General features: G+C 39.0%; 29 protein-coding genes and 2 pseudogenes. 29 read left to right on the forward strand and 2 right to left on the reverse strand.

Going from position 1 to position 23,524, the window contains the following annotated elements:
• Positions 1-85 precede the first annotated feature (85 nt).
• From AB5Z12_RS10500 to AB5Z12_RS10535, 8 genes are all read left to right on the forward strand, one after another.
• Positions 86-727, forward strand: coding sequence for a response regulator (locus AB5Z12_RS10500; RefSeq protein WP_368368634.1), 642 nt, complete (start codon positions 86-88; stop codon positions 725-727).
• A 70-nt stretch (positions 728-797) separates the two neighbouring features.
• Positions 798-1,142, forward strand: coding sequence for a transporter substrate-binding domain-containing protein (locus AB5Z12_RS10505; RefSeq protein ID WP_243249349.1), 345 nt, complete (start codon positions 798-800; stop codon positions 1,140-1,142).
• A 763-nt stretch (positions 1,143-1,905) separates the two neighbouring features.
• On the forward strand, positions 1,906-2,079 hold the full coding sequence (locus AB5Z12_RS10510; RefSeq protein ID WP_347709192.1) for a hypothetical protein: 174 nt from the start codon (positions 1,906-1,908) through the stop codon (positions 2,077-2,079).
• A 65-nt stretch (positions 2,080-2,144) separates the two neighbouring features.
• Positions 2,145-2,321: a DUF6019 family protein gene (locus AB5Z12_RS10515; RefSeq protein ID WP_021939191.1), complete on the forward strand. Its 177-nt coding sequence runs from the start codon at positions 2,145-2,147 to the stop codon at positions 2,319-2,321.
• 23 nt (positions 2,322-2,344) lie between these two features.
• The gene (locus AB5Z12_RS10520; RefSeq protein ID WP_148463129.1) at positions 2,345-3,034 is read left to right on the forward strand and encodes a response regulator transcription factor; all 690 of its coding nucleotides are present in this window, start codon (positions 2,345-2,347) and stop codon (positions 3,032-3,034) included.
• The gene (locus AB5Z12_RS10525) at positions 3,010-4,275 is read left to right on the forward strand and encodes a HAMP domain-containing sensor histidine kinase (protein WP_148463128.1); all 1,266 of its coding nucleotides are present in this window, start codon (positions 3,010-3,012) and stop codon (positions 4,273-4,275) included. Before AB5Z12_RS10520 ends, AB5Z12_RS10525 begins: the two co-directional genes overlap by 25 nt.
• A gap of 177 nt (positions 4,276-4,452) precedes the next feature.
• Positions 4,453-5,127: an ABC transporter ATP-binding protein gene (locus AB5Z12_RS10530; protein ID WP_006426335.1), complete on the forward strand. Its 675-nt coding sequence runs from the start codon at positions 4,453-4,455 to the stop codon at positions 5,125-5,127.
• Positions 5,124-7,568, forward strand: coding sequence for an ABC transporter permease (locus tag AB5Z12_RS10535; RefSeq protein WP_148463127.1), 2,445 nt, complete (start codon positions 5,124-5,126; stop codon positions 7,566-7,568). Before AB5Z12_RS10530 ends, AB5Z12_RS10535 begins: the two co-directional genes overlap by 4 nt.
• 807 nt (positions 7,569-8,375) lie before the next feature.
• Here AB5Z12_RS10535 and AB5Z12_RS10540 read toward each other — a convergent pair.
• A complete protein-coding gene (locus AB5Z12_RS10540; RefSeq protein WP_148463126.1) occupies positions 8,376-10,949 on the reverse strand; it encodes a PEP/pyruvate-binding domain-containing protein in 2,574 nt (857 codons plus the stop codon).
• A gap of 215 nt (positions 10,950-11,164) precedes the next feature.
• Between AB5Z12_RS10540 and AB5Z12_RS10545 the strand changes: the two genes are divergently transcribed.
• The 6 genes from AB5Z12_RS10545 (at position 11,165) to AB5Z12_RS10570 (ending at position 14,050) form a co-directional block, all read left to right on the forward strand.
• The gene (locus AB5Z12_RS10545; protein WP_148463125.1) at positions 11,165-11,542 is read left to right on the forward strand and encodes a hypothetical protein; all 378 of its coding nucleotides are present in this window, start codon (positions 11,165-11,167) and stop codon (positions 11,540-11,542) included.
• Positions 11,543-11,605: 63 nt separating this feature from the next.
• Positions 11,606-12,154 (forward strand): hypothetical protein, encoded by a 549-nt coding sequence (locus AB5Z12_RS10550; RefSeq protein WP_148463124.1) that lies wholly within the window; start codon positions 11,606-11,608, stop codon positions 12,152-12,154.
• A 255-nt stretch (positions 12,155-12,409) separates the two neighbouring features.
• Positions 12,410-12,880, forward strand: coding sequence for an LURP-one-related/scramblase family protein (locus AB5Z12_RS10555; RefSeq protein ID WP_148463123.1), 471 nt, complete (start codon positions 12,410-12,412; stop codon positions 12,878-12,880).
• A 40-nt stretch (positions 12,881-12,920) separates the two neighbouring features.
• Positions 12,921-13,139, forward strand: a complete 219-nt coding sequence (locus AB5Z12_RS10560; protein ID WP_148463122.1) for an aspartate dehydrogenase — start codon at positions 12,921-12,923, stop codon at positions 13,137-13,139.
• 215 nt (positions 13,140-13,354) lie between these two features.
• Positions 13,355-13,612: a hypothetical protein gene (locus tag AB5Z12_RS10565; protein ID WP_226836784.1), complete on the forward strand. Its 258-nt coding sequence runs from the start codon at positions 13,355-13,357 to the stop codon at positions 13,610-13,612.
• Between the two features lie 21 nt (positions 13,613-13,633).
• Positions 13,634-14,050: a hypothetical protein gene (locus AB5Z12_RS10570; protein ID WP_368368635.1), complete on the forward strand. Its 417-nt coding sequence runs from the start codon at positions 13,634-13,636 to the stop codon at positions 14,048-14,050.
• A 52-nt stretch (positions 14,051-14,102) separates the two neighbouring features.
• Here AB5Z12_RS10570 and AB5Z12_RS10575 read toward each other — a convergent pair whose 3' ends face one another.
• Positions 14,103-14,618 (reverse strand): helix-turn-helix transcriptional regulator, encoded by a 516-nt coding sequence (locus tag AB5Z12_RS10575; RefSeq protein ID WP_173717405.1) that lies wholly within the window; start codon positions 14,616-14,618, stop codon positions 14,103-14,105.
• A 380-nt stretch (positions 14,619-14,998) separates the two neighbouring features.
• Here AB5Z12_RS10575 and AB5Z12_RS10580 point away from each other — a divergent pair, with 380 nt between their 5' ends.
• The 15 genes and pseudogenes from AB5Z12_RS10580 (at position 14,999) to AB5Z12_RS10650 (ending at position 23,481) form a co-directional block, all read left to right on the forward strand.
• A complete protein-coding gene (locus tag AB5Z12_RS10580; RefSeq protein ID WP_148463119.1) occupies positions 14,999-15,250 on the forward strand; it encodes a hypothetical protein in 252 nt (83 codons plus the stop codon).
• Positions 15,251-15,543: 293 nt separating this feature from the next.
• A complete protein-coding gene (locus tag AB5Z12_RS10585) occupies positions 15,544-15,759 on the forward strand; it encodes a hypothetical protein (RefSeq protein WP_118577842.1) in 216 nt (71 codons plus the stop codon).
• A gap of 20 nt (positions 15,760-15,779) precedes the next feature.
• On the forward strand, positions 15,780-16,190 hold the full coding sequence (locus tag AB5Z12_RS10590; RefSeq protein WP_117990283.1) for a peptide deformylase: 411 nt from the start codon (positions 15,780-15,782) through the stop codon (positions 16,188-16,190).
• Between the two features lie 67 nt (positions 16,191-16,257).
• Positions 16,258-16,599: an arsenate reductase family protein gene (locus tag AB5Z12_RS10595; protein WP_148463118.1), complete on the forward strand. Its 342-nt coding sequence runs from the start codon at positions 16,258-16,260 to the stop codon at positions 16,597-16,599.
• 99 nt (positions 16,600-16,698) lie between these two features.
• Positions 16,699-16,966: pseudogene (locus AB5Z12_RS10600) on the forward strand (SDR family oxidoreductase); the annotation flags it as partial.
• Between the two features lie 169 nt (positions 16,967-17,135).
• Positions 17,136-18,389: an ATP-binding protein gene (locus tag AB5Z12_RS10605; protein WP_148463136.1), complete on the forward strand. Its 1,254-nt coding sequence runs from the start codon at positions 17,136-17,138 to the stop codon at positions 18,387-18,389.
• 135 nt (positions 18,390-18,524) lie between these two features.
• The gene (locus AB5Z12_RS10610; RefSeq protein WP_148463117.1) at positions 18,525-18,794 is read left to right on the forward strand and encodes a helix-turn-helix transcriptional regulator; all 270 of its coding nucleotides are present in this window, start codon (positions 18,525-18,527) and stop codon (positions 18,792-18,794) included.
• A gap of 85 nt (positions 18,795-18,879) precedes the next feature.
• Positions 18,880-19,146 carry a hypothetical protein gene (locus AB5Z12_RS10615; RefSeq protein WP_368356980.1) on the forward strand — a complete coding sequence of 89 codons (267 nt, stop codon included), beginning with the start codon at positions 18,880-18,882 and terminating at the stop codon, positions 19,144-19,146.
• A gap of 63 nt (positions 19,147-19,209) precedes the next feature.
• Complete coding sequence (locus AB5Z12_RS10620) at positions 19,210-19,533, forward strand: helix-turn-helix domain-containing protein (RefSeq protein WP_368368636.1); 324 nt, start codon at positions 19,210-19,212, stop codon at positions 19,531-19,533.
• Positions 19,534-19,622: 89 nt separating this feature from the next.
• Positions 19,623-19,781 (forward strand): annotated as a pseudogene (locus AB5Z12_RS10625) (DHHA1 domain-containing protein); the annotation flags it as partial.
• 90 nt (positions 19,782-19,871) lie between these two features.
• Positions 19,872-21,398: a DNA methylase gene (locus AB5Z12_RS10630; RefSeq protein WP_368368643.1), complete on the forward strand. Its 1,527-nt coding sequence runs from the start codon at positions 19,872-19,874 to the stop codon at positions 21,396-21,398.
• A 15-nt stretch (positions 21,399-21,413) separates the two neighbouring features.
• On the forward strand, positions 21,414-21,827 hold the full coding sequence (locus AB5Z12_RS10635) for a YolD-like family protein (protein WP_148463114.1): 414 nt from the start codon (positions 21,414-21,416) through the stop codon (positions 21,825-21,827).
• A gap of 66 nt (positions 21,828-21,893) precedes the next feature.
• Complete coding sequence (locus tag AB5Z12_RS10640) at positions 21,894-22,043, forward strand: hypothetical protein (RefSeq protein ID WP_178090704.1); 150 nt, start codon at positions 21,894-21,896, stop codon at positions 22,041-22,043.
• Positions 22,044-22,200: 157 nt separating this feature from the next.
• The gene (locus tag AB5Z12_RS10645) at positions 22,201-23,277 is read left to right on the forward strand and encodes a M42 family metallopeptidase (protein WP_148463113.1); all 1,077 of its coding nucleotides are present in this window, start codon (positions 22,201-22,203) and stop codon (positions 23,275-23,277) included.
• A 9-nt stretch (positions 23,278-23,286) separates the two neighbouring features.
• Positions 23,287-23,481 carry a hypothetical protein gene (locus AB5Z12_RS10650; RefSeq protein ID WP_368368637.1) on the forward strand — a complete coding sequence of 65 codons (195 nt, stop codon included), beginning with the start codon at positions 23,287-23,289 and terminating at the stop codon, positions 23,479-23,481.
• Positions 23,482-23,524 lie beyond the last annotated feature (43 nt).

Consider the following 23,524-nt stretch of genomic DNA (forward strand, 5'->3'; position numbering starts at 1 on the left):
TATTTTTACTATTTAGTTTTCAAGGAACAGATGAGCCAATATAACTGGCTTAAGTTGACACTATATTGCTAGCATTGGAATTGGAATGTCAGAAGAATTTATAAAAAATGAATTGTTTACTCCATTTGTACAGGCAGATAATTCCCCACGTTCTGATTATAATGGGACAGGTCTGGGAATGCCTATTGTGAAACAACTTGTAGAAAAGATGGGCGGAACCATAACAGTTGAAAGTAAGCTGGGTGAAGGAAGCTGTTTTACTGTAGTACTTCCATTTGAAATTGATACGAATGCACGACCGGAAGAAAAAGAAGATTTCAATGCAGATATATCAGGTGTCCGGATATTATTGGTTGAAGATAATGAGCTGAATGCGGAAATAGCAGAATTTATACTGACGGAAAATGGGGCTAAAGTAGAAACAGTGAAAAATGGGTTAGAAGCTGTTCAGCACTTTGAAGCCTGCGAATCAGGAACATACGATGTTATTCTAATGGATGTCATGATGCCGGTGATGGATGGGCTTACTGCCACAAAAACAATAAGATCCCTAGAACGGCAGGATGCAAAAACAATCCCTATTATTGCTATGACTGCAAATGCATTTAGGGAAGATGCAGAAAAGTGTATGGAAGCAGGAATGAACGCACATCTTGCAAAGCCATTAGATGATAAAACAATCAAACAGACTATATGCGAAGAATTGAGAAGCAGTAGGGACAGGTGAAAATTTATTAAACCAGGAGATTGACAAGGAGATGTATAGAGAAATATATTTGACAGACAGGAGATTTAATATGATTTCGAGAGCAAAGAAATATGTGGCAGTGTTACTGTTTTTTGTATGCGTGTGTATGATATTTTTTCCCCTGACTGCATATGCGGCCGAGGACAGTTCGCAGCATGAAACTGTCAAAGTCGGTTTCTTTGCCATGGATGGTTATCACATGATGGATGAAGAGGGGAACCGCAGCGGTTATGGCTATGATTTCCTTCGGTTGATGGCCTGTTATTGGGATGTAGATTACGAATATGTCGGATACGATCAGAGCTGGGATGATATGCAGCAGATGCTTGAAGATGGCGAGATTGATATGGTAACATCTCTCCGCAAAACACAGGACAGAGAAGAAAAAAACTAATTTCCAGCTGTGGACTATCCCTGTCTGACATCATTAGCAAAATCAATGCAAGGGGAACATAATTAGGATAAAAGCAGACCGGTGGAGAGCAAAATCTCTGCTGGTTTTATATATGAGATCAAATCAGAGCATGTGAGAAAAAAGAGGTAAAATAGTGGTCAAAGCATCTTGCGTAAATGGCAGTATCTGATGTATAATTTAGAAGAAATCTGACAAAGAAAATAGTGTATCACACATTTCATTTCCCGCTTTTAAATGGGCAGGATAGTTGGATTTTATGATTTGAAAAATTATAGATGGAGTTGGCGCTTTATATTAGAAGCGTACAATCATTTTCTCAGAAAATGTAAAAATCCGGAATAATTTTCAATGATCTTATATGAACAGAAATAGTCTGGGAAGGCGCTTTTTTACTAGACTTATAAATGAATAGGTTGTCTCTGTTGGACTAGTCTGAACCTGCATAAAAGTTGCTCCTAAGCGAGGGGTCGGAGGTTCAAATCCTCTTGGCGACGGGCTTCAAAGCGTTCGAAAATGTTAGCTGGATTAGCTGACAACGAACGCTTTATTTATTTTCTAATCACGTTCGTGACATGAAAATCCATTCAAAATGATCAATTTCCAACTAACATTTGGGTTCCGCCCTGTTGTCACCCCTTATTCGGAGATGTAAATCAGAGAAAAGGCGGGAAAAGAAACAATCTCTCCCAAACCTGCAAAAATAAATTAGCTGAAACAGTATTCAATTCTATTTGAAGAGCTTATGCGCAAAACCATAGCTGACATTGTATCAGAAGTCAGTAGCATTGCCTGTTGGGTGTATGTGCAGAAATATGTGAAACAGAAAACTCTTGACGAAATGCTGCAAGAATTGCCAGGAGCAGGCCAGTTTATCATTGTCATGGATACCTGGTTCGAAAGACTGATGGCGGAATAATAGAAGCTATGATAGAATAAAGAAAACGATTTGAAGTGCAAATCGGAATTGACAGAGGTAATGAAATGTTTGAAGAATTAGGAATTAGTTTTGGCACAGCACTAATCGTCTTACTTGCATTATATTTTATAATTAAGTGGGCGGTCAAAAATGGAATAAAAGAAGCCTATAGGGATATTACAGGGAAAGTCACTACCGAGGATATTGAGGCAGAACAAATATGTAACGAAGAGGAAAAATAGTTAATAAAGAGAGGTGATATGCTATGCCAGGTATACTCGTGGTTGAAGATGATGAAAATTTAAATCGTGGAATTACATTTTCACTGAAAAAATCCGGATATGAGGTTTTTTCAGCAGAATCAGTGAAAAAAGCGAAAAGAATTGCAAGTGATAATAATGTGGATGTTACCATTTGTGATGTGAATCTCCCGGATGGGAATGGACTGGAATTTGTAAGGTGGATGAGATGCAATTATAATACATACATTATTTGTCTTACAGCACTAGATCAAGAGATGGATCAGGTCATGGGATATGAAGCAGGGGCAGATGATTATATTACAAAGCCGTTTAGTCTTTCGGTACTTCTTTTGAAAATAGAAGCACATTTCCGCCGCAGACAGGAGAAAACGGAAGCCGGAAAGATGATTTCGGGAGATATCGTATTTATCGCAGGAGAAATGAAAGTCCTGATAAAGAGTCGTGAAATCAGTCTGACAAAAACGGAGTTGAAAATGCTGACTTTTTTTCTTCAGAATCCGAAACAGATTCTTTCAAAAATACAAATATTGGAAAATGTGTTTGATCTGGAAGGGGATTTTGTGGATGAAAATACAATCGCTGTCAATATCAGAAGACTCCGTGAGAAAATCGAAGACAATCCGGCTGCACCGGTCTATATAAAGAATATCAGAGGTCTTGGGTATATATGGAATCAGGAGGTAAGGCAGTGACAAAGAGATATCGCAAGAAGATTACAGTAGTGCTCTCCTTGGTATTACCTGTCATATTATTGTTTGCAATATTAAATTGCTTTACCACGTATGTGTTTTATGAAGATTATAAATATAAAATGAATCTTATGACAGAGATTGCTGCAAAGGAAGAATTTTCCGGGCTGGATGCTGTTTCGGAATTGCTTAAGGATAAGGATATTGAAACCAACGAACAGGGAAGGCGATTATTGGAGCAATATGGATACTGGGGGAATAAAGGGAATGCATTTTATTCGCAATTCCGGCATCAGGTTATGGTGACCGGTGCTGTAAGCACTGTGATATGCGTGCTTCTTTTGACTTTTTTACTTTATTGGAAGAAAAAAGAAGATGCGTGTCATCAGAAAATTTTAGACCAGTTGGAAGAAATTCTGATCAGATTCCGTGAAAATAAATTTGATGATTTACTGAAAACGGAAAATCATGCAGAACTGGAAAAATTGAATGACCAGCTTGAAGCAATCGGACATCATATTCAGTTGATAAAGGAAGAAGCAAGGGCAGAAAAGGAGAACACGAAAGAAATGGTTTCTGATATTTCTCACCAGTTAAAGACACCGGTTGCAGCTTTGGATACATGTTTTAGTGTGCTGATGCAGAATGACTTAAGTGCCACAGAACAGGAGGAGTTTCGTATCCGTTGTCGGAGTGCTCTGGATGGACTGGAGACATTATTGCAGTCGCTTCTTGAAATATCCAAGATGGAAACTGGACTGATTCAGATTAATAAGAAAAAACTTCCGCTTATGGATACTGTCATATCTGCTGTGAACTGTACTTATCCAAAAGCGGATGAGAAAGAAATTGAATTCGTTTTTGACTATGAAAAAGAGCTGGAAACATGCACGATTATGCAGGATAAAAGGTGGCTTGGTGAAGCTGTGATCAACGTTCTGGATAATGCGGTCAAGTACAGTCCGTGTGGTTCAAAAATATTTATTCGGTTACAAAAAAGAAACTATCTTGTAAGAATGGAAATTGAGGATCAGGGAATTGGTATTCCGCAGAATGAGTATCACAAAATTTTTCAACGATTTTACAGAGGAAGTTCCAAGGAGGTCATGGAAAAGAGTGGTACAGGAATCGGACTTTTTCTATCGAGAGAAATTATCGAAAAACACGGAGGTACAATCATGGTAACCTCCGGCAAAAAGAAAAAAGGAAGCACGTTTGTGATTCAATTACCATATGTTGGTTAAATTTTAAGTGGGCAGAAATCTTACAATTCTGTAAGACTTCTGCTCGTTTTTTGAAAGTGAAATGAAAGATTGTCCTGATACAATTTGGATGTAGGTTGAAAAATGACCAAATATATAAACAGGCAAAGAAAGCGTGCTGAAAAGGTACGCTTTACAGAATTGAAAGGGAGGCAACACATGAGTGTGATATTAGAAACCAAGCAGCTTTGTAAGTTTTATGGCGCAGGTGAGAATCAGGTCAAAGCGGTCAATCAGGTGGACATTCAGATTGAGCAGGGAGAATTTGTTGCAATTGTTGGAAAGTCAGGTTCCGGTAAAAGTACATTACTTCATATGCTTGGAGGCCTTGATACCCCGACAAAAGGCAGTGTTACTTTAGCAGGGAAAGATTTATACAGGATGAAGGAAGATGCCCTTGCTGTTTTCCGCAGAAGAAAAATCGGATTTGTTTTTCAGGCATTTAATCTGGTTTCATCTGTTAATGTCTGGGAAAATATTGTACTGCCACTGGGGCTGGATGGAAGAAAAGTGGATGAAGCGTATGTAAATGATATTATTGCAACTCTGGGGATTGAAAACCGGATTTATAATCTGCCAAATCAGTTATCCGGAGGACAGCAGCAGAGAGTAGCGATTGCAAGAGCACTGGTGAATCGTCCGGAAATTATATTTGCAGATGAGCCGACAGGAAATCTTGATTCTAAGACCAGTGATGAAGTAATCGCTCTGCTTAAGATGACAGCAAAAAAATATGGACAGACAATTGTAATGATTACCCATGATGACGAAATTGCACAGGTCGCTGACCGTATTCTGGTGATTGAGGACGGACAGGTGGTGGATTTCAGATGAAGACAATAAGCAGGATTGCATATAGCAATGACAAAAGGAACAGGACAAGAAGTATACTGATCATGATGGCAATCTGTCTGACCACGATGCTGCTTGTTATCATCAGTACTGTGGGAAATGGGGGAATTCATTTACAGAAAAGTCAGGCGGCAGGATCATATGGAAGCAATTATGGTCTGTTTGTTTCCGCAGACGGATCGCAGTTAAAAGAAGTAAACCGCCGTGCGGAAATAGATGCTACAGGCACTATGTGCACCGAAGGTATCATAAAAGGCAATGAAAAAGGCGGGTTTGTCTGCATGGATGAGACTGCAAGAAAAATGCTTCCCTATAATAAGGAATATGAGTTAAAGGAAGGAAAGTATCCGGGGGGAACGCAGGAAATTGCCGCAGGAAGAGCATTTTTTCGTGCAATGGGGTATGGTGATGTAAAGATCGGAGATACGGTTACACTGGATTACCGCGCAGGGATGCAGTCAGAATATAAGCCGGAAGAATTTGTTGTCAGCGGAATCCTATATGATCGGGATGAGTATACCATCGAGGCATCTTATGTTGCTTTCGGGTCACAGGAGTTTTATGATGAGCACGTCGCAGAGAATGACAGACAGTATAATATTTATTTTACTTTAAATGATTCTGCAAATGTATCTATGAATAATATTGATTCGGTTATAAAGCAGATTGCAGCAGCTTGTGGGATCGAAGAAAAAAACGTTATAGTCAATGATCTCTATTTGCAATGGGTCTTGCAGCCGAGTTATGAAACGATTGCGGTATGCGGGGGTTTGATTCTTGCAATTGTACTTTTCTCTGTTGTGGTCATTTATAATATTTTTCAGGTCGGTATTGCCAACAAGATACAGGAGTATGGAAAAATCAAGGCTCTGGGAGCGACAAAAAAGCAGATGAAACAACTGATCTTCAGAGAGGGCATTTTTTTGACATTTTTTTCAATACCAGTTGGATTGCTTTTGGGCTTTCTGATTGCAAAATGCGGTTTTAACTGGCTGGTAGAACAGGGGAACCTTGTATCAACCGGAACTGGCTCTATGGGAGTTCAAAATCAGCAGGTGCCTCTGTTTTCCCTGCCTGTTATGCTTCTCTGTATTTTCGTATCATTTCTTACCGTTGCTTTGGCACTGCGTAAACCAATGAAAATTGTTTCACGGATTTCACCTATCGAAGCAACACGGTATTTAGAAGATGTAGAAACACAAAAAAAAGGAAAACGAAATGGCAGAAAAAATGTCACCGTGTTTTCTATGGCAATGGCAAATGTAACGGGTAATCCCAAAAGAACTATTGGTACTATCATCACAATGGGTTTTTCTTGCGTATTGTTTGTGATTATCTCTAATTATGTGGGAAATATTGACACGGAGCATGAAGCACGTCTTTCCGTTAATCATGGACAATTTGAACTGCAGCTTGACTATTCTGCTGAGTATGATGAAAGATATCCGGAAAATAATCTGGATACGATTCTGACGGATGATCCATTGAATGATTCGCTGATTGAAGAAATCAAAAGCATTCCGGGAGTAACAGATGTCATGACGAGAGAGATTGTCTCTGTAAATCTGAACGGAACAAGATTTCCGGCTACTATTGTGAGTAAAAAGGATTTTGATTTTATGCGCCAAGAAGGAGATATTGGCTCTATGGACTATGATCAGGCGGTAAAGAATGGTGATATTTTCTTTGGCTGGTCAACGTGGATGGAACAAGATGGATATGCTCCGGGTGAATCCATTGCATTTGACTTTGAGAATGGAAGTGGAACCTATATCTATCAGGGAAAGATTGCAGGATCTTTTGTAAGTGCGGACACTTATCTTGTCATTCCGGAAGGTGTATATCGTTCCATGAATCCGAGAGGAACAGCCTATGGCTATCTGTGGGTGGACTGTGATAAAAAAGATGTGGCATCTGTAGAACAAAGTCTGAATACTTTGATTTCTAATACTTCGAATATAAAAATGGATACTTATCATGCGCAGTTACAATCTGCCGAATTTGCAAGCAGCATGATGAAGCTTGGCTGTTATCTGTTTATGGCTATTGTAGGACTCATCGGGTTTATGAATATGGCGAATACCATGATCATGAATATTACGACAAAAAAGCAGGAATATGGTATATTACAGGCTGTGGGTATGACAAATAAACAATTAAATTTATGCCTGCAGTTACAGGGACTGATGTTTACGGTTGGTACCATATGCGTAGCTTTGATCATTGGTCTGCCGCTCGGCTATGCACTTTTTTCCTATGCAAAACATAATGGAATATTTGGAATGAATATCTATCATGTTCCAATCGTACCAATTTTTATTATGATTTTTTTGGTCGGTCTGTTGCAGATTGTACTTTCCTGCGTTTTAAGCAGTAATCTGAAAAAGGAAACGCTGGTAGAAAGAATAAGGTATGATGGATAGCAAGTAATATGTAATGAACTAGGTCTTAACGAAGAGGAGAAATAGATAACTTCAAGTTTGCAGAACTAATAGAGAAGTAACATATAAAACAATAAATATGGTCAAAAAATCATCGACATCCGACCTACAGCACGTTATAATATAGTTAATCTAATAAGAAAACCAAGTGATCATTGTTACGAAGCTGAATCGTAATGGTGGCCAACTGAGTGAACTCGATGGAACGGAATGGTTATATCCTCCGGGTGCTCCGAGCACCGGACGAGCACCGAAAGGTGCTTTACAGAGATGAAAACAGGTTTTCTTATTTTGACGAGGAGTAACAGAATAGTTAGGAAAATCAAGGATTTCCTTGACTTAACTTTACTAAGAATTATATATGTTTTCAGTGGTATCTCAAGCTCCTAAGCGAGGGGTCGGAGGTTCAAATCCTCTTGGCGACGGGCTTCAAAGCGTTCGAAAATGTTAGCTGGATTAGCTGACAACGAACGCTTTTCTTGTTTTCTAATCACGTTCGTGACATGAAATTCCATTCAAAATGATCAATTTCCAGCTAACGCAATTCGCTCTTATGTAAATATAAAATGATTGAAATTTTTCATTATTAAATACATATATTTATAATTAAGAGAGTTGCGGTCAATTTGTTATCGACAGTTGGCCGCAAGCACGGTATAATAGATGTAGATCTAATAAGAAAACCCAATAATCATTACTGTAAGATGTCAGGTAATGGTAGTCATCATTTATAAAATGTAAAGGGGCTGTCGCACTAATTTTCCTTTAGTGCGACAGCCCCTTTACATTTTACTGCTGATAAAGTACCAGTCTTTCGTTCTGCAGATCATTACACAGTTCGCATGATACTTTGCTCATATCATACACATGAACAACCTGCTTCAACTCAGGATCCTCCGTAAACAGGCTTACAATATCAGGATATTCTGCCAGTTTTTCCGGTGCAAACCGTAACGTTTTTTCATTGGCAAATACTGCGGTGTACAATATCTCTGCTTCTACCAGATCCTGAAAAATATGGCTTCCATACGAAAGTTCCGGATTATATCCCGCTTTTTTCTCTTCTATCTCACAGATTGCTTCAAATTCACTGATATCTGCAAATGTTGTCGGAACACCAAGTTCCGGAGAAGATGTACCTATACGCCCCGGAACCATAAGAAGCATATGCTTATTTTTTCCTTTGTATTTCCAGTTTATTGTTCCGATCAGTTTCGCCACGTTTGGCTTTTGGGCATACGGCATATTATAGTATGCAATCGGATCAACCAGAACAATGTGATCGATTTTCACATTTCTGGACAGTCCCATCGAAGAATGCACATTCTCCAGAATTATTTTTTCTTCTGCAATATCCTCCGGAATCTGTGCTTTTCCGATATCCTTAAACACCTTCAGTGGCCGGCACTGCAACAGGTTTATGGAATATTCTCCTGTTTCTGAAAGGTTCACCGTAAATTCGATATCAACCGGATATTCATATTCTTTCTGGAGCAGCTGCATAATATCCTGTATCTGCTTCATCAGAATCTGATTCTTTACTATACCACTGCACGCAATAAAACGAACGGATCTGTTTATTCCCCTCTCCCTGAATGATCTTTCTGCGTCAAAATCATGATCCAGAAGAATATTAGCAAGGTATTCCGGAAGGAATCCTTCGATCTGATCCAGATACATTTGTCTCACGCAGTGTCCTGAGGTATCCACTGCTTCTACTTTTCGCTGCGAAAACTGATGTTTCTCTGCAATGGTTGTACAGCTTGTTGCCTGTGGCATATCCAGACTGACAAGCCGGGGATAAGAACCTTCCGTGCGGTCCACTGCTGCTGTTCCAAGACCCATAACCAGCCTCAGCATTCCTGCTTTTGGATCGATCTGCTCTAAAAACTTATAAGGGCTGTAAGAGTACCCAACTCCCGCTGCACATGGCATATAATAAGATCCATAGTAAGAGCCAGAAACGCGCTGTACAAGAAGTGCCATCTGTTCATCCCGTTTGTCAAGTCCTCTCCGCTTTCTGTAATCCAGTGCCGACAGACTCATGGAACTGGCATATACAGTCCTTATTGCGTTTTCAAACTCCAGAAGGCGCTCTTCCAGAGTTCCCCTGTTGGCGCAGAAAACTGACTCATATTTTCCTGCAAATGCATTGCCGAAACCATCCTCGAGAATACTGCTGGAGCGTACTATAAAAGGATCCTGTCCATAGTATTCCAGAATATGCAGAAACTGATTTTGCATTTCTTCCGAAAAGACACCATTTTTTAGTTTCTGTGCAAATTCTTCTGCCAGCGAAAAGTATTCCTCTTCCTCTCTCTGACGAACACGGATATCCCAGAATCCATTATCTACAATGTAAGTATAATAAACATCAGATCCAATAAAAAAGGAATCATGAGGTTCAAGCACCTCATCAATGTCCGGTGCCAGATTTCGGACAATTGCTCTGGAAAGCAGCATTCCACATGCTTTTCCACCAATCATACCTGTTCCGATCATATGATTTCGAACATTAAAATAATCCTGTGGCGTAAAGTGCTTTTTCACCATGAAACGCATCTTTTCATCTCTGGTCATCATAATATTACACATGGTATTACAGGCATCATCTGTATTCATATGATTGTCATATAACATTTTTGCTGTGTTGAAAAACCGATTCCAGGAATCTGTAAACTGCTCTTCACCTGTTCTCTGAAATTTGTCAAGAACCTGATAAAAACGGCTGGACTGTACTCCATCCAGGATCGGACGGAATGCACCTGTTTCTCTGTTATAAATATGTGGTCGAAACATGGTTTCCGAATCTCTGTTCCACACTTTTGCAGGACGGACGTATGTGTTTCTCCTGTCAGAATAGACATCCAGAAGCAACTGTGTAGTATTTAATATTTTCTTTACTGCATGAAAAGAATGTTTTCCCCTGATAATCGGAAAAAATGCAACTGTATCCAGTGTAAAAAGGAACGGACACGTAACACGAAAGAAGTTTCCCATCATAAGGTCTGTTGCCCAGGCTGTCTGAAGTTCTGAAAGACAGTCAAATACATAAAATACATCAAAACCTTCTTTTTCAATGATTTTATGTATTTTCACAGTAAAATCCTCAAACCTGTGTGATAAGGGAATTTCTATACGTTCTACCTGTGGACATTCTTTTACCAGCGGCTCATGACTGGCAAATCGAAAATATACAATTCTTCTATTGTCCTTGATTGCCTGCTCTATATAAGGTTCGCAGAAATACCTGAATTCCTGGAGATTTGAAACTCTCCAGACCACATTATCCCCCAGCCGGATATTATCCAGTGCCTGATCCATATCCGGAATTCCCGAACAGATTCTCCCAAAAGCTGCCATATTTTCCCTCCATAACCCAAGAATAAAGTAAAAAAAGCACACAGACATTCCTGTCTATGTGCCACGCTGCACCCTTTTTATGAAATAATTATAAAAAGAATATATTATAAAGTCAACCATCTTTATTGGTGTTACCTGTCATCTCGCAAAAGCAGACGATACGGAACAGATTTTATATGTAGACATAGATATGCAGGAATCCTTAAAAATAAGAAATGCAAAACCGTATACACAGCTTAGAAGACCGGATTTTTATTTATAAGAGCCTTGGGGTCAGCCCTAATAGACGTATATATTGCGGAAGCATATTTTGTAAAAGCGTCAAGTTAGCTGAACCGCTGGATGCAAAACCGCATGTCTGGCAATTTGATGTAAATGTTGAAGAGTGGGGTGATACAGTGAAAGCAATAATGGGAATTATAAGACTATATCTGCAAAATTTGATACAACCAGATTCCAGTTTGATGGAGAAAACAAAAATCACTCATGCCCTTTGTTATATAGTTTTTGAATGTTTGCTGCAAGAATGGCAAGGTGCCGACCAGTTCATCATTGTTATGGATACTTGGTTCGAAAGACTGATGGCGGAATAATAGATGTTGTGATAGAATGAAGAAAACGATTTGAAGTGCAATTGGAATTTGGAGGTAAAAAGCATGATGAAGCTCGATAATTTTATTAATATGATGACGGGACACTTTAATAACAAAGAGCAGTTTGATAATATGCAGAGAGAAGGGAAAACATATCCTTATGCAGAACACATTAATACAATCTGTAATGAGAAAATTTCGAACCTTCCTAAAGATTTTAATGGTAAATTTGTTGTTGAAGAAAGCTACTATGAGACAAATGGTAAACGCCATGCTTCCCCGCATCTTTTCCTTATTACAGAGAAAGAAGATGGAATTGTGTTATATTCTTATGAAATACCAGAAGGAGAAGAGAAAAGTACGTTTTCATATGATTCTATGAAAAATGCTGACTACACTGAATTGAAAAAATCTGAAAAATTCACTCCGGCGCTCTATCATAAAAAAGATGGAATCTGGGAAGGAGGCAGTACAAGCCAGTTTTCACCGGTAATGACATTTAAGCTTTGGGAAAAGTTTTCTGATAGTTGTCTGGAGGTATCTGAAAGCATGGAAGTTAATGGAAAGAAAACTTTTGGATATGATGAACCAATTATCTATAAACGAGTATAATCCAAGCGGTTCAATATGATATAAACTGAACATTGCAATGAAAAGATCATTTACCGTAAACAAACAGTAGATGGTCTTTTTTGTAACTTTTTTGGAACAAGTAGCGATTTATAGCTGGAAATATATGTTTTATCATAATCTGTGAAATAAGATGGGTTAATTCTTCAATTTACATATTTTTTAAGGTGTTCCGGCATGGTATTATGGTACTTATAAAGAACCAATTATATCTGTTGGAGAGAGCGGTGAAAAGTTATGAAGCTATTATTTAAACAAAGGTTGTTTTCATGGTTTGACAGCTATGATATCTATGATGAAGCAGGAAACACTGTTTATGTAGTAAAAGGTCAGTTGTCCTGGGGACATAAACTTGTAATTTATGATGCCTATGGAAATGAAGTAGGAATGGTTGTTCAGAAAGTACTTACTTTTCTTCCTAAATTTGAGATTTATAAAAACGGCAGTTATATCGGATGCCTGAGCAAAGAATTCTCATTCCTGACGCCACATTATAATATTGATTACAATGGATGGCATATTGATGGAACCATTATGGAATGGGACTATAGCATTCTTGATCGAAGCGGTTATTCAATCGCCCGGGTCAGTAAAGAACTGTTTCATATGACTGATACATATGTTATTGATGTTCAGAATCCAGGAAATGCGTTGGATGCGCTGATGTTTGTACTTGCGATTGATGCAGAAAAATGTTCTAGGAATTAAATAGTTGATCTTGTTACAGTAATTATTCGGAGGATGAAGCATGGGGATATTCAAAAAGAAAATCGTGAAAAAAACATATGACCGAGAACATATGAAACCTGTTATTCGTGCAAGCATTTGTACCGGAGAAGAAGTAGCAGGGTTCAAAGATATACGGACCGGAAAAATAGAAGAAATCATGCTGATCAGATCGCCGGAGGACTTAGAAAAATTTAAAGAGATATATGAGATAGCAGAGGAAATTACAAAAGAATATTAGACATTGGATAAGGGGGATGTGTATTGTGAAAAATAAATTTGTTATAGTGACAATATCAACAAAAAAGCAGAATATAAATGGGGTGATCAGATGGAAGCAGTGCATAGAATTCGATTAGTACGGATAATAGAAAAAATGGAGAAAAATTCGGCATTCAGTAATAAGCTTGGTATAAAGAACACATCTGAATATTTATCAGAAAAAGAACAGAAAAAATGAAAGACACATATCAAAATGAGTTTCAGAAGGAGAAAAAAATGTTATCGTTATTATTTACAATTTGTATAATTTGGTTTGTCGGAAAATTTTTTGTTTTTGGGTTAAGAGCATCCTGGGGAATTATGAAACTACTTTGCACAGTTATTTTCTTCCCGGTGATATTGATTGGTATGGTTGTAGGTGGACTGATGTACATTGCTTTTCCATTATTGATTGTCGGTGGCATTATAGCTTTGGTGACGTCACATTCATAATGAATCAGGAGGAGAAAACGAATGGGATATGATATTGAAAAAGAAAAGAGAGAAGCAATTGAAGCTGGGCGCAGAGCTTTGAACAGTCTTCAGGCAGCAAAAGAAAATTTAAACAGTGCAAAGAACTGGGACCTGGTAGATATGTTTGGCGGCGGCTTTTTCACTACGATGTTAAAACATTCTAAAATGGATCAGGCCAAACGGAATATGGAACAGGCAAAGTATGATCTTCGTAATTTCAGCAGGGAATTAAATGATGTAAATATGGTATGTAACTTGAATATCGATACTGGAGATTTTCTTTCTTTTGCGGATTATTTCTTTGATGGCTTTGTTGTGGACTGGGTGGTCCAGGATCGAATCAATAATGCAAAAAGACAGGTAGAAGAAGCTATTCGAAGAACAGAAAGTATCGTCAATCAATTACAGCGTATGTAATGTAAAAGGCAATGAGTCAGAAATGGTTCATTGCCTTTCGTCGAGTTATGGCTTATTTTAATTTTTCTTTTTCGGCATTTAAGAGCTCAAGATTAAGCCCCTGTTCTCCGGCTGTCTTATCTACCCAAAGATTCAAAGAGTCTATGGCTAAAGAAATTTCATCAAGTTTTTTACTAATATAAGCAAAATCTTTCATTTCATCATCGCTGATCTTACCGTCACGGGCAATCTGGATCAGACGACCGGTAAGAGGATTGATTTCATTCAGACTGGCAATTGTCTCCAAAATGATATTTGACAGATCGGTCACTTCTACTTCTGGAACATAACGATGGCCGATTTCGCATTTGTGAGAGCAATAATAATTGCAAAGATCTGGTCTTTTATAGGCATCTGCCATTTGGAGGATATCATAAGGCGTAGGTTCTTGTGTTTCATATTCAAATTTTTCAATTTTTGAATCAGAGACAGCATCCATTTTTTCACTGGCCTCTGCTCTTGTAAGTCCTGCCGCTTCTCGGTAAAGCTGGTAAATTGTTTTGTTTTCCCTGGTGGATTGTTTACCCATGAGAATTTCCTCCCCGTATATCGCCAAACATGCAGAGCATCTATGTTCCAGGCTGCATGCTGAGCGTGTATTTCTTATATGAATTTTATTATACATAAATTATGAACTAACAACAAGTAATAGACTTTGTAAAATTATCATTTTAGGGTTTATATCAAAGAATGCTCAAGGAAGTTTAGCCGGTTGGTTGTCGGGATTTTTGTACAGCCATTTATTGTAAGATGATAACATCAAAAAAGAAGAAAAATCCAAGGAGGACTGGCAAATGAAAGGTTATGACACAAGCAACGGATATATGGGATATGTAGAAGGCAAATACATTTTATTTGCCAGTGAGCAAGAGTATTTCGAGTTTATGGAAGATTAAGGGAGGAAAAATCATGTTTGGATTTGATAAGATGTTTGATTTTAACAGAGACGGGAAATTGGATAGTTGGGAACGTGCTGCACAGTTTCAGTTCATGGACGAAATGATGAAGGATGATGAAAAAAGTATCTTTGATGACGACGATGAGATCGATACTTTTGCGGATGCAGGGCTGGATTATGATGAGTTGGAATTTATGGATCCGGATGAAAGAAGAGAAGTTTTGGAAGATGCAGGACTGGATCCGGATGAGTTTGATTTTTGAAACTGAATGATATAGTTTAGAATAGCTGAGGCTGATTAGGGTCTCGGCTATTTGCTTTGGCTGATGGGAAGAAACAAGGAAAGCAACAAAATACGGAAAGTTATTTATGACAATTTATTACATGTAAGGTATAATAATGAACAAGAGGTTTAAATTGTACCTCTTGTCTATTTTATATGGATTTTATAACGATGGCAATGTAAGGATGGCTGTAACGGAAGATGAAGTGGTGGAAAGTCGGAAAAGGTATGTAGAATACTGATTCTTAATATTATCTCAAGAGGAATTAAAGTATGATGTATACAGTAAAACGAATCGATGAAGACCTGGATTTTGGTTGTGAAGAACGACTGGATGATGCACCAGTCATGGCACTAGTGACTCTTGTGGATTCTTCTGGAAAAGAAGTGACAGTAAAAGCAGAGGATGCCAAGCTCTATGAGCGTAATATCAATGAAGGAGACAAAGTTTGTCTCGATGTAAATAATAAATTGGAAAAAGCAGAATGAAAGCTACAGGGAGAAAGTAAATGGTAAAGCAAATTGTAAGAGACGTTTTCTTTTTAGGCCAACCATCCGAACCGGCCACGAAAGCAGATATCCAAGTTGGAAAAGACCTGCAGGATACGCTGCAGGCGAACCGGGAGCGTTGTGTGGGTATGGCGGCAAACATGATTGGTGTAAAGAAGAATATCATCATTGTAAATATGGGCTTCATAGATGTTGTGATGTTCAATCCGGTGATTGTTTCAAAACGTGACATGTATGAGACAGAAGAAGGCTGTTTATCCTTAGATGGTGTTCGTAAGACGACCCGGTACCAGGAAATAGAAGTAGAGTATTATGATTTCAACTGGAAAAAACAGCGGCAGAAGCTGTCCGGATGGACGGCTCAGATCTGCCAGCATGAAATTGATCATTTGTCTGGAAAGATAATATAACTGAATGCGGACCTGGAATGTCCGCTTTACAAAATGATACATATGGCGATGGACAAGGAGAAATAATTTGAATATACAGATTTTTGGAACAAAGAAGTGTAATGATACAAAGAAAGCAGAACGTTTCTTTAAAGAACGTGGGATTAAGTTTCAGTTTATTGATATGAAAGAAAAGGGCATGAGTAAGGGCGAATTTAATTCGGTTGCCCAGGCAAATGGTGGACTGGAAAATATGATCAACTGGGAGGGCAAGGATAAGGATCTGCTTGCGCTTATTAAATACATTGCAGAGGAAGATAAATTTGAGAAGGTACTGGAAAACCCGCAGGTGATTAAAACACCGGTGGTTCGTAATGGAAAACAATCCACTCTTGGATATCAGCCGGATATCTGGAAAGCGTGGAAGTAAGAGATCGGAGGATAGGCAGCTAATGGAAGAATGTAGATTTCATATTGGTGATGTAGTCCAGCATTTTAAACGGGAAAATGTAAATTTGGAAACAGCAGAGTATTTGTATCGGTTACGGCACCATTTTATCTGGCAAAACTATTTCAGCCATATTTCTCTGAAGGAGCTGCCATTGTTAATATTTCATCTTCCCGTGACCGTATGAGTCAGCCGCAAACAGAAAGTTACACTGCAGCAGCCGGTTCATCGTGTCGGAAATCCTATGGATATTGCCAATATGGTATTGTTCCTTTGCTCTGAAAAAGCAGGCTTTATCACAGGTGAAAACATTTGTATTGACGGTGGTATGACAAAACAAATGATTTAGTAGTCGATTTTGACACTGCAATCAAAAAAATGAAAAGATATTTATCTTATATTACATAAAAATGTGCGGATACACATAAGATGGGAATAGATATTGAAGCTCAGATTGTTCTATGATAGAATATTATTACTAAAAAGTGTGTAAAAGCACGGAATTGAGGAATATAATGATAGAAATTAAAAGAGATGCTTATCTACAGCAGTTGACCATGCGAAAAGATAATGGAATGATAAAGGTGATTACCGGTATTCGTAGATGCGGCAAATCTTTTTTGCTGTTTAATATTTTCAAGAGATATTTACAGGAGAATGGTGTTGCTGCCGATCATATTATTGAGATTGCCTTGGATGGTATTGAGAATGAGGAATTAAGAGATCCCAAGGTGTGCTTTAAGTACATCAAAGATGCCATGAAGGATGATGATAAGTATTATCTTCTTCTGGATGAAGTACAGTTCATGCCACGATTTGAGGAAGTGCTGAATAGCCTGCTCCGCATGAGCAACATTGATGTGTATGTCACCGGAAGCAATTCTAAGTTCTTGTCCAGCGACATTGTGACCGAGTTTCGTGGCAGAGGTGATGAGATCAGAATCTATCCCCTCTCTTTTGCAGAGTTTTATTCTGTCTATAAAGGTGATTACGACGATGCATGGGATGACTACATGACCTATGGAGGATTGCCGCAGGTCGTAGGTTTACAGAGCGAACGACAGAAGGCAGATTACCTGAAAAATATCTTTGCAAATGTTTATCTGAAGGACGTAATTGAAAGAAACAAGATCCAAAATGTGGATGAAATTGGCATTCTGGTTGATGTGCTTGCATCTGCAATCGGTGCACTGACCAACCCTTCAAAGATTGCTAATACCTTTGCCAGTGAGCGTCAGATGAGTTATACAAACAAAACGATTTCCAATCATATCGACTATTTGGCAGATGCGTTTTTGATTTCTAAAGCAAGCCGATACGATATTAAGGGCAGAAAGTATATCGGTGCAAATATGAAATACTACTTTACCGATCTGGGTCTGAGAAATGCCCGTTTGAATTTCAGGCAACAGGAGCCTACTCATATCATGGAGAACATTGTTTATAACGAGCTACTGATTCGTGGCTACAATGTTGATGTGGGTGTTGTGCAGATCTTTGATAAAGATAAAGAGGGCAAGCGTGTACGTAAGCAGTTGGAAGTTGATTTTGTAGTTAACCAAGGCAATCAGAGATACTACATCCAGGTTGCTTATGACATGACTTCAGAAGAAAAGCAGACTCAGGAGTTCAATTCTCTGCGTAATATCCCGGACTCTTTCAAGAAGGTTGTTATTGTAAATGGCAGCAAAAAGCCTTGGAGAAATGATGAGGGATTTGTCATCATGGGAATGAAGTATTTCCTTTTGGACGCAGATAGTTTAGAGTTTTGACATTGGATATAGATAAATTAAATCGGAAGTCATGGAGATAGTTTTATTATGATTTTGTGCTTTTTAGGACATTGACAAGCATCTATGCGTATGGTAATTTGATGTATAGATGATTATCTATGTGAGGCGGCGAAAATGGAAGCAAAGGATATGATACTAATATGTAAAGCATTATCAGATACAAATAGACTGGAGATTGTTCAGATGCTGTCAGACGGAGAAAAATGCGGATGTAAGATTCTGGATAAATTCAATATCACGCAGCCTACTTTATCACATCACATGAAAATATTGGTTAACTGTGGGATTGTAAATGACCGTAAGGAAGGCAAGTGGCATTATTATTCTCTGAACAAAAAAGTAATAAGAGCGGCAAGTTCATTTGTTGAAGCTTTGGGAAGGTAGGAAATGAAAGAAGAATGCAAAAGGCAGAATACCGTTATTATGAAATTTCTCAGGATCTTCCTGTTATGGCATTAAGTGGTAAAAAATGGGAATATTTATTTGTGGATGTGGAAGAAATTTTAAAAGAGGTTTTGTAAATGTTCCAGAAAAATATATTTATGTTGAACAGAATCTATCGAAGAAAATAAGTGTTTTGGAGAATGCTGGAAGTACGAAGGCTGCGGCACTTATGCAGATGATAATAGAAGAAATACAGCTGAGACAAGCAAATTATAGATATACTGTTTCAACGCTTGCGTTTAATCTTGTGCTGTTTTTTGATCGTTTAGATAATGAAAACATAAAGTTTTAGAATAATTCCCGGGAAACTTCAGATTATACACGTAAAATTATAAGTTATATAGAATTACATTATATGGAGGACATCGGGGGAAAGGATTTTGCAAGGGCATGTAATCTGAGTGAGACACATATGCGGAGGATCTTTATAGAGTCTGCTAATATTACACCATCAGAATATCTAAATCTGGTTCGGATTAAGAAGGCCTGTGAAATGCTCGCAAAAGAAAAATGTTCCATAGAAAAAGTGTCTAATTCTGTAGGATACCCGGTGATATCTACATTTATGCGTAATTTTAAGAAAATAACGGGAATTTCACCAAATGCATGGCGGAGAAAAGCGTTGGAGAATCCGGAAAATGTGGCAGCTTACCAAGTATCAGTGTTTAAGGGGTGGTAAAATATATAGGGTGCCACCAGGAACAGTAAAAAAACAGTTGCCAAAAGGACAAACAGTCACAATCCCTGTATTTTCAGCTAGGTTTTACCATGTATGAGGAAGAAGAAAACCGCTGGCGGTGTTCCTTCCGATCTGATGGAAAATGGATTAATGTAAATGAACTTTTGCAGGCATTTTGCGGAGGTGGACATGCTGCGGCAGCAGGCGTGCGCAAGCGTACGAATGACGTAGAAAAATTCAGGCAGGAAATACTTGAGCGGATTATTATGATGAGAAAGATTTCCGGTCAGAATAAAGAATTAGAAACGAAACACAGGAGAACCAGGAGGTGTAGAATGATGGAAAAGAAAAGAACCTATATTGCAATCGATCTTAAGTCATTCTATGCGTCTGTGGAATGTAAAGAACGAAATCGGGATCCTTTGACGACCAATCTTGTGGTTGCGGATAAAAGCAGAACAGAAAAAACCATCTGTCTTGCGGTATCTCCAGCTTTAAAGTGTTATGGGATACCTGGAAGGGCTCGTTTATTTGAAGTTGTTCAAAAAGTAAAAGAAGCCAACAGCGCCCGCAGGTGGAAAGCGCCGAACAGAACTTTTATCGGAGCCTCTGATGACAGCGCAGAATTAAATAGCAATCCGGCACTGGAGATTGATTATATTGTTGCCCCTCCCCGGATGGCTCTCTATCTGGAATACAGCACCAGAATTTACAGCATTTATCTGAAATATATTGCGCCGGAAGATATTTTCCCGTATTCGATTGACGAAGTATTTATGGATGTAACGAATTATCTGCATACCTATAATATGACAGCAAGAGAACTTGCAATGACCATGATACAGGACGTGCTGAAAACGACAGGTATAACGGCAACTGCAGGAATCGGAACAAATATGTATCTGTGTAAGATTGCGATGGATATCGTGGCGAAGCATATTAAAGCAGATAAAGACGGTGTTCGAATTGCAGAACTGGATGAAATGTCATACCGAAGGAAACTCTGGAGCCACAGACCGCTTACTGATTTCTGGAGAGTCGGAAAGGGATATGCAAAGAAGCTGGAAGAATACGGGCTTTATACAATGGGCGATATTGCAAGATGTTCCATCGGAAAAGAGAATAAATTATACAACGAAGATCTGTTATATAAGCTGTTTGGCGTTAATGCAGAGCTGCTGATCGATCATGCCTGGGGATATGAGCCCTGTACCATGGAAATGGTCAAGGCTTATAAGCCGGAAACGAACAGTGTTTGTTCCGGGCAGGTACTTCATTGTCCTTATGACTTTGAAAAAGCAAAATTAGTCGTCAAAGAGATGACGGACCAGATGGTTTTGGATTTGGTGGATAAGAAGCTTGTAACGGATCAGATTGTGTTGACGGTTGGTTATGATATTGAGAATCTGAACAATGCCGACAGGAAAAAGCAGTATCATGGAGAGGTTACGATCGACCGTTATGGAAGAAGAATTCCGAAACACGCACATGGAACGACCAATCTGAAACGGCAGACTTCCTCAACCAAAATAATAACGGATGCAGTAATAGAGTTATATGACAGGATCGTTGACCGAAATTTGCTTATCCGAAGAATCAATATTACAGCGAATAGGCTTGTGGATGAGAGTTCTGTAAAGAAAGAAGAAGTGTATGAGCAGATGGATCTTTTTACAGATTATGAGGCGCAAAGGAAAAAGAAGGAAGAGGAAGAAGCCGCGCTGGATCGCGAAAAACGTATGCAGGAAGCAATGCTCAGTATTAAAAAGAAATTTGGAAAAAACGCTGTGCTGAAGGGGATGAATCTTCAGGAAGGTGCAACCGCCAGGGACAGAAATGAACAGATTGGCGGTCACAAGGCGTAAAGGAGTTGAAAGAGGATGAAAAATAATTCTTATGACGATATCATCAATTTACCCCATCCGGTCTCTAAGAATCATCCGCAAATGCCACTTCGGGATCGGGCAGCGCAGTTTGCTCCTTTTGCAGCCCTGACCGGGCATGATGCTGCGATAAAAGAAACAGCAAGATTAACCGATGAAAGATTGGAACTGAGCGAGGAAGTGATTGCTCAGCTGAATGAAAAAATCAACATAATCAGAAATAATATCGGTATAGAACAGAATGTATCGATAACCTATTTTGTTCCCGATGCAAAAAAAGCCGGCGGCTCCTATGTTACGTGCTCTGGTATTGTAAAAAAGATAGATGAATACGAGCATACCATCATTATGACGGATCAAACGGTTATTCCAATCGAGCAGATAAGTGATATTAAATGTGAAGAGTGGTAAATGTAAAAACAGATACAAAGAATGTTTCACTAGAAAAAGTTGAGACAGAAAGTGGAGGTGCCCACGATGGCTTCTTTTGATCAGAAGCTCCGTACGTTATATCTGATGGAAATCCTGCTGGAACGTACCGATGATGAACATATGTTAAATGCATCGGAGTTGTGCACGATTCTGGATCAGGAATGGCCGACTGATAAAGTGGCACCATCTCGCTGACTTAAAGCAATTTATCACATCGGGTTGGATTTGTTGACAATCATATTGGCCTAGACTATACTTGGTTTATCAAGCGCGGCTCGAAAATTCTGTATTGTCAGAAAAATAAGTAGATGTTGAGTTCAAGAAGGTAAAACTTTCATAAAGAGGTGTCAGAATGGATAAAAAAACAACGTTGGAAATGATTGCAGCAATTTCAAATGCAAACGGTACATCAGGCTTCGAAGATGAAGTGGTTGCAGCGATTCGTCCTTATGCAGAAGGACTCGGAGAAATTACAGAAGATCGCATGCGCAACCTATATATTCGCCGTAAAGAAAATAACGGCAAACGTCCGGTTGTTCAGCTTGATGCACATAGTGATGAGGTTGGTTTTATGGTGCAGGCTATATGCCCGAATGGAACTCTCCGCATCATTCAGATCGGAGGCTGGGTGAACCACAATATTCCGGCTCATAAAGTTTTGGTCCGTAACCGATTTGGAGAATATATTCCAGGTATTACTGCCAGCAAGCCTCCGCATTTCATGACAGAGCAGGAGCGTAAAGCACCTCTGGATATGAAAGATATCACGGTAGATGTTGGCGCTGTTTCTAAAGAAGAGGCGGTTGAAAAGTTCGGTATTCGTATCGGTGAACCGGTAGTGCCGGATGTGACATTTACATATTCAGAAACCACAGATCTGATGGTGGGCAAGAGCTTTGACTGTCGTCTGGGATGTGCGGCAATTCTTAAGACCATGCATACTCTGGCTGGTCAGGATTTGAATGTGGATATTGTTGGCGCTTGTGCAGCACAGGAAGAAGTTGGTGTACGTGGTGCCACTGTGACAGCACAGGTAATTAAGCCGGATATCGCAATTGTTTTTGAAGGATGCCCGGCAGATGATACGTGCGTTGAGCAGTATATGGTTCAGACGGCTATTAAGCGTGGCCCGATGCTTCGTCACATTGATTCACGCATGATCACCAATCCACGTTACCAGAGATATGCGCTTGATCTGGCAGAAAAGCTTGGCATCCCGGTTCAGGATGCAGTTCGCAGTGCTGGTTCAACCAATGGTGCAGTTATACATCTGACTGAAAAAGCAGTTCCGGTCATCGTTATTGGTGTTCCGGTTCGCTATGCGCACACACATTACGGGATTTCAGCTTATGCTGATTTTGATAATGCGGTTAAGTTGGCATGCGAAATTCTTAAAAGACTTGACGAAGAGCAGATTATGAGTTTTTAAAAATATAATGTGTTCTACATACAATATGTAAAAGAAATTCTGGGTTATCTGTATACTTATAATATGACACCAAGAGATCTTGCAATGACCATGATACAGGATGTGCTGAAAGCGACAGGTATAACGGCAACTGCCGGAATCGGAACGAATATGTATCGGCTGTTCTCCTTTTATTTTCAGGCATTAATAGGGCTATATTTTTGAACTGATATCCGAAAACAGTTGGAAGAAAACATAATGAGGAAAA

The organism is Ruminococcus sp. RTP21358st1_G6_RTP21358_211008 (genome assembly GCF_040908885.1).
Taxonomy (GTDB): domain Bacteria; phylum Bacillota; class Clostridia; order Lachnospirales; family Lachnospiraceae; genus Blautia_A; species Blautia_A faecis.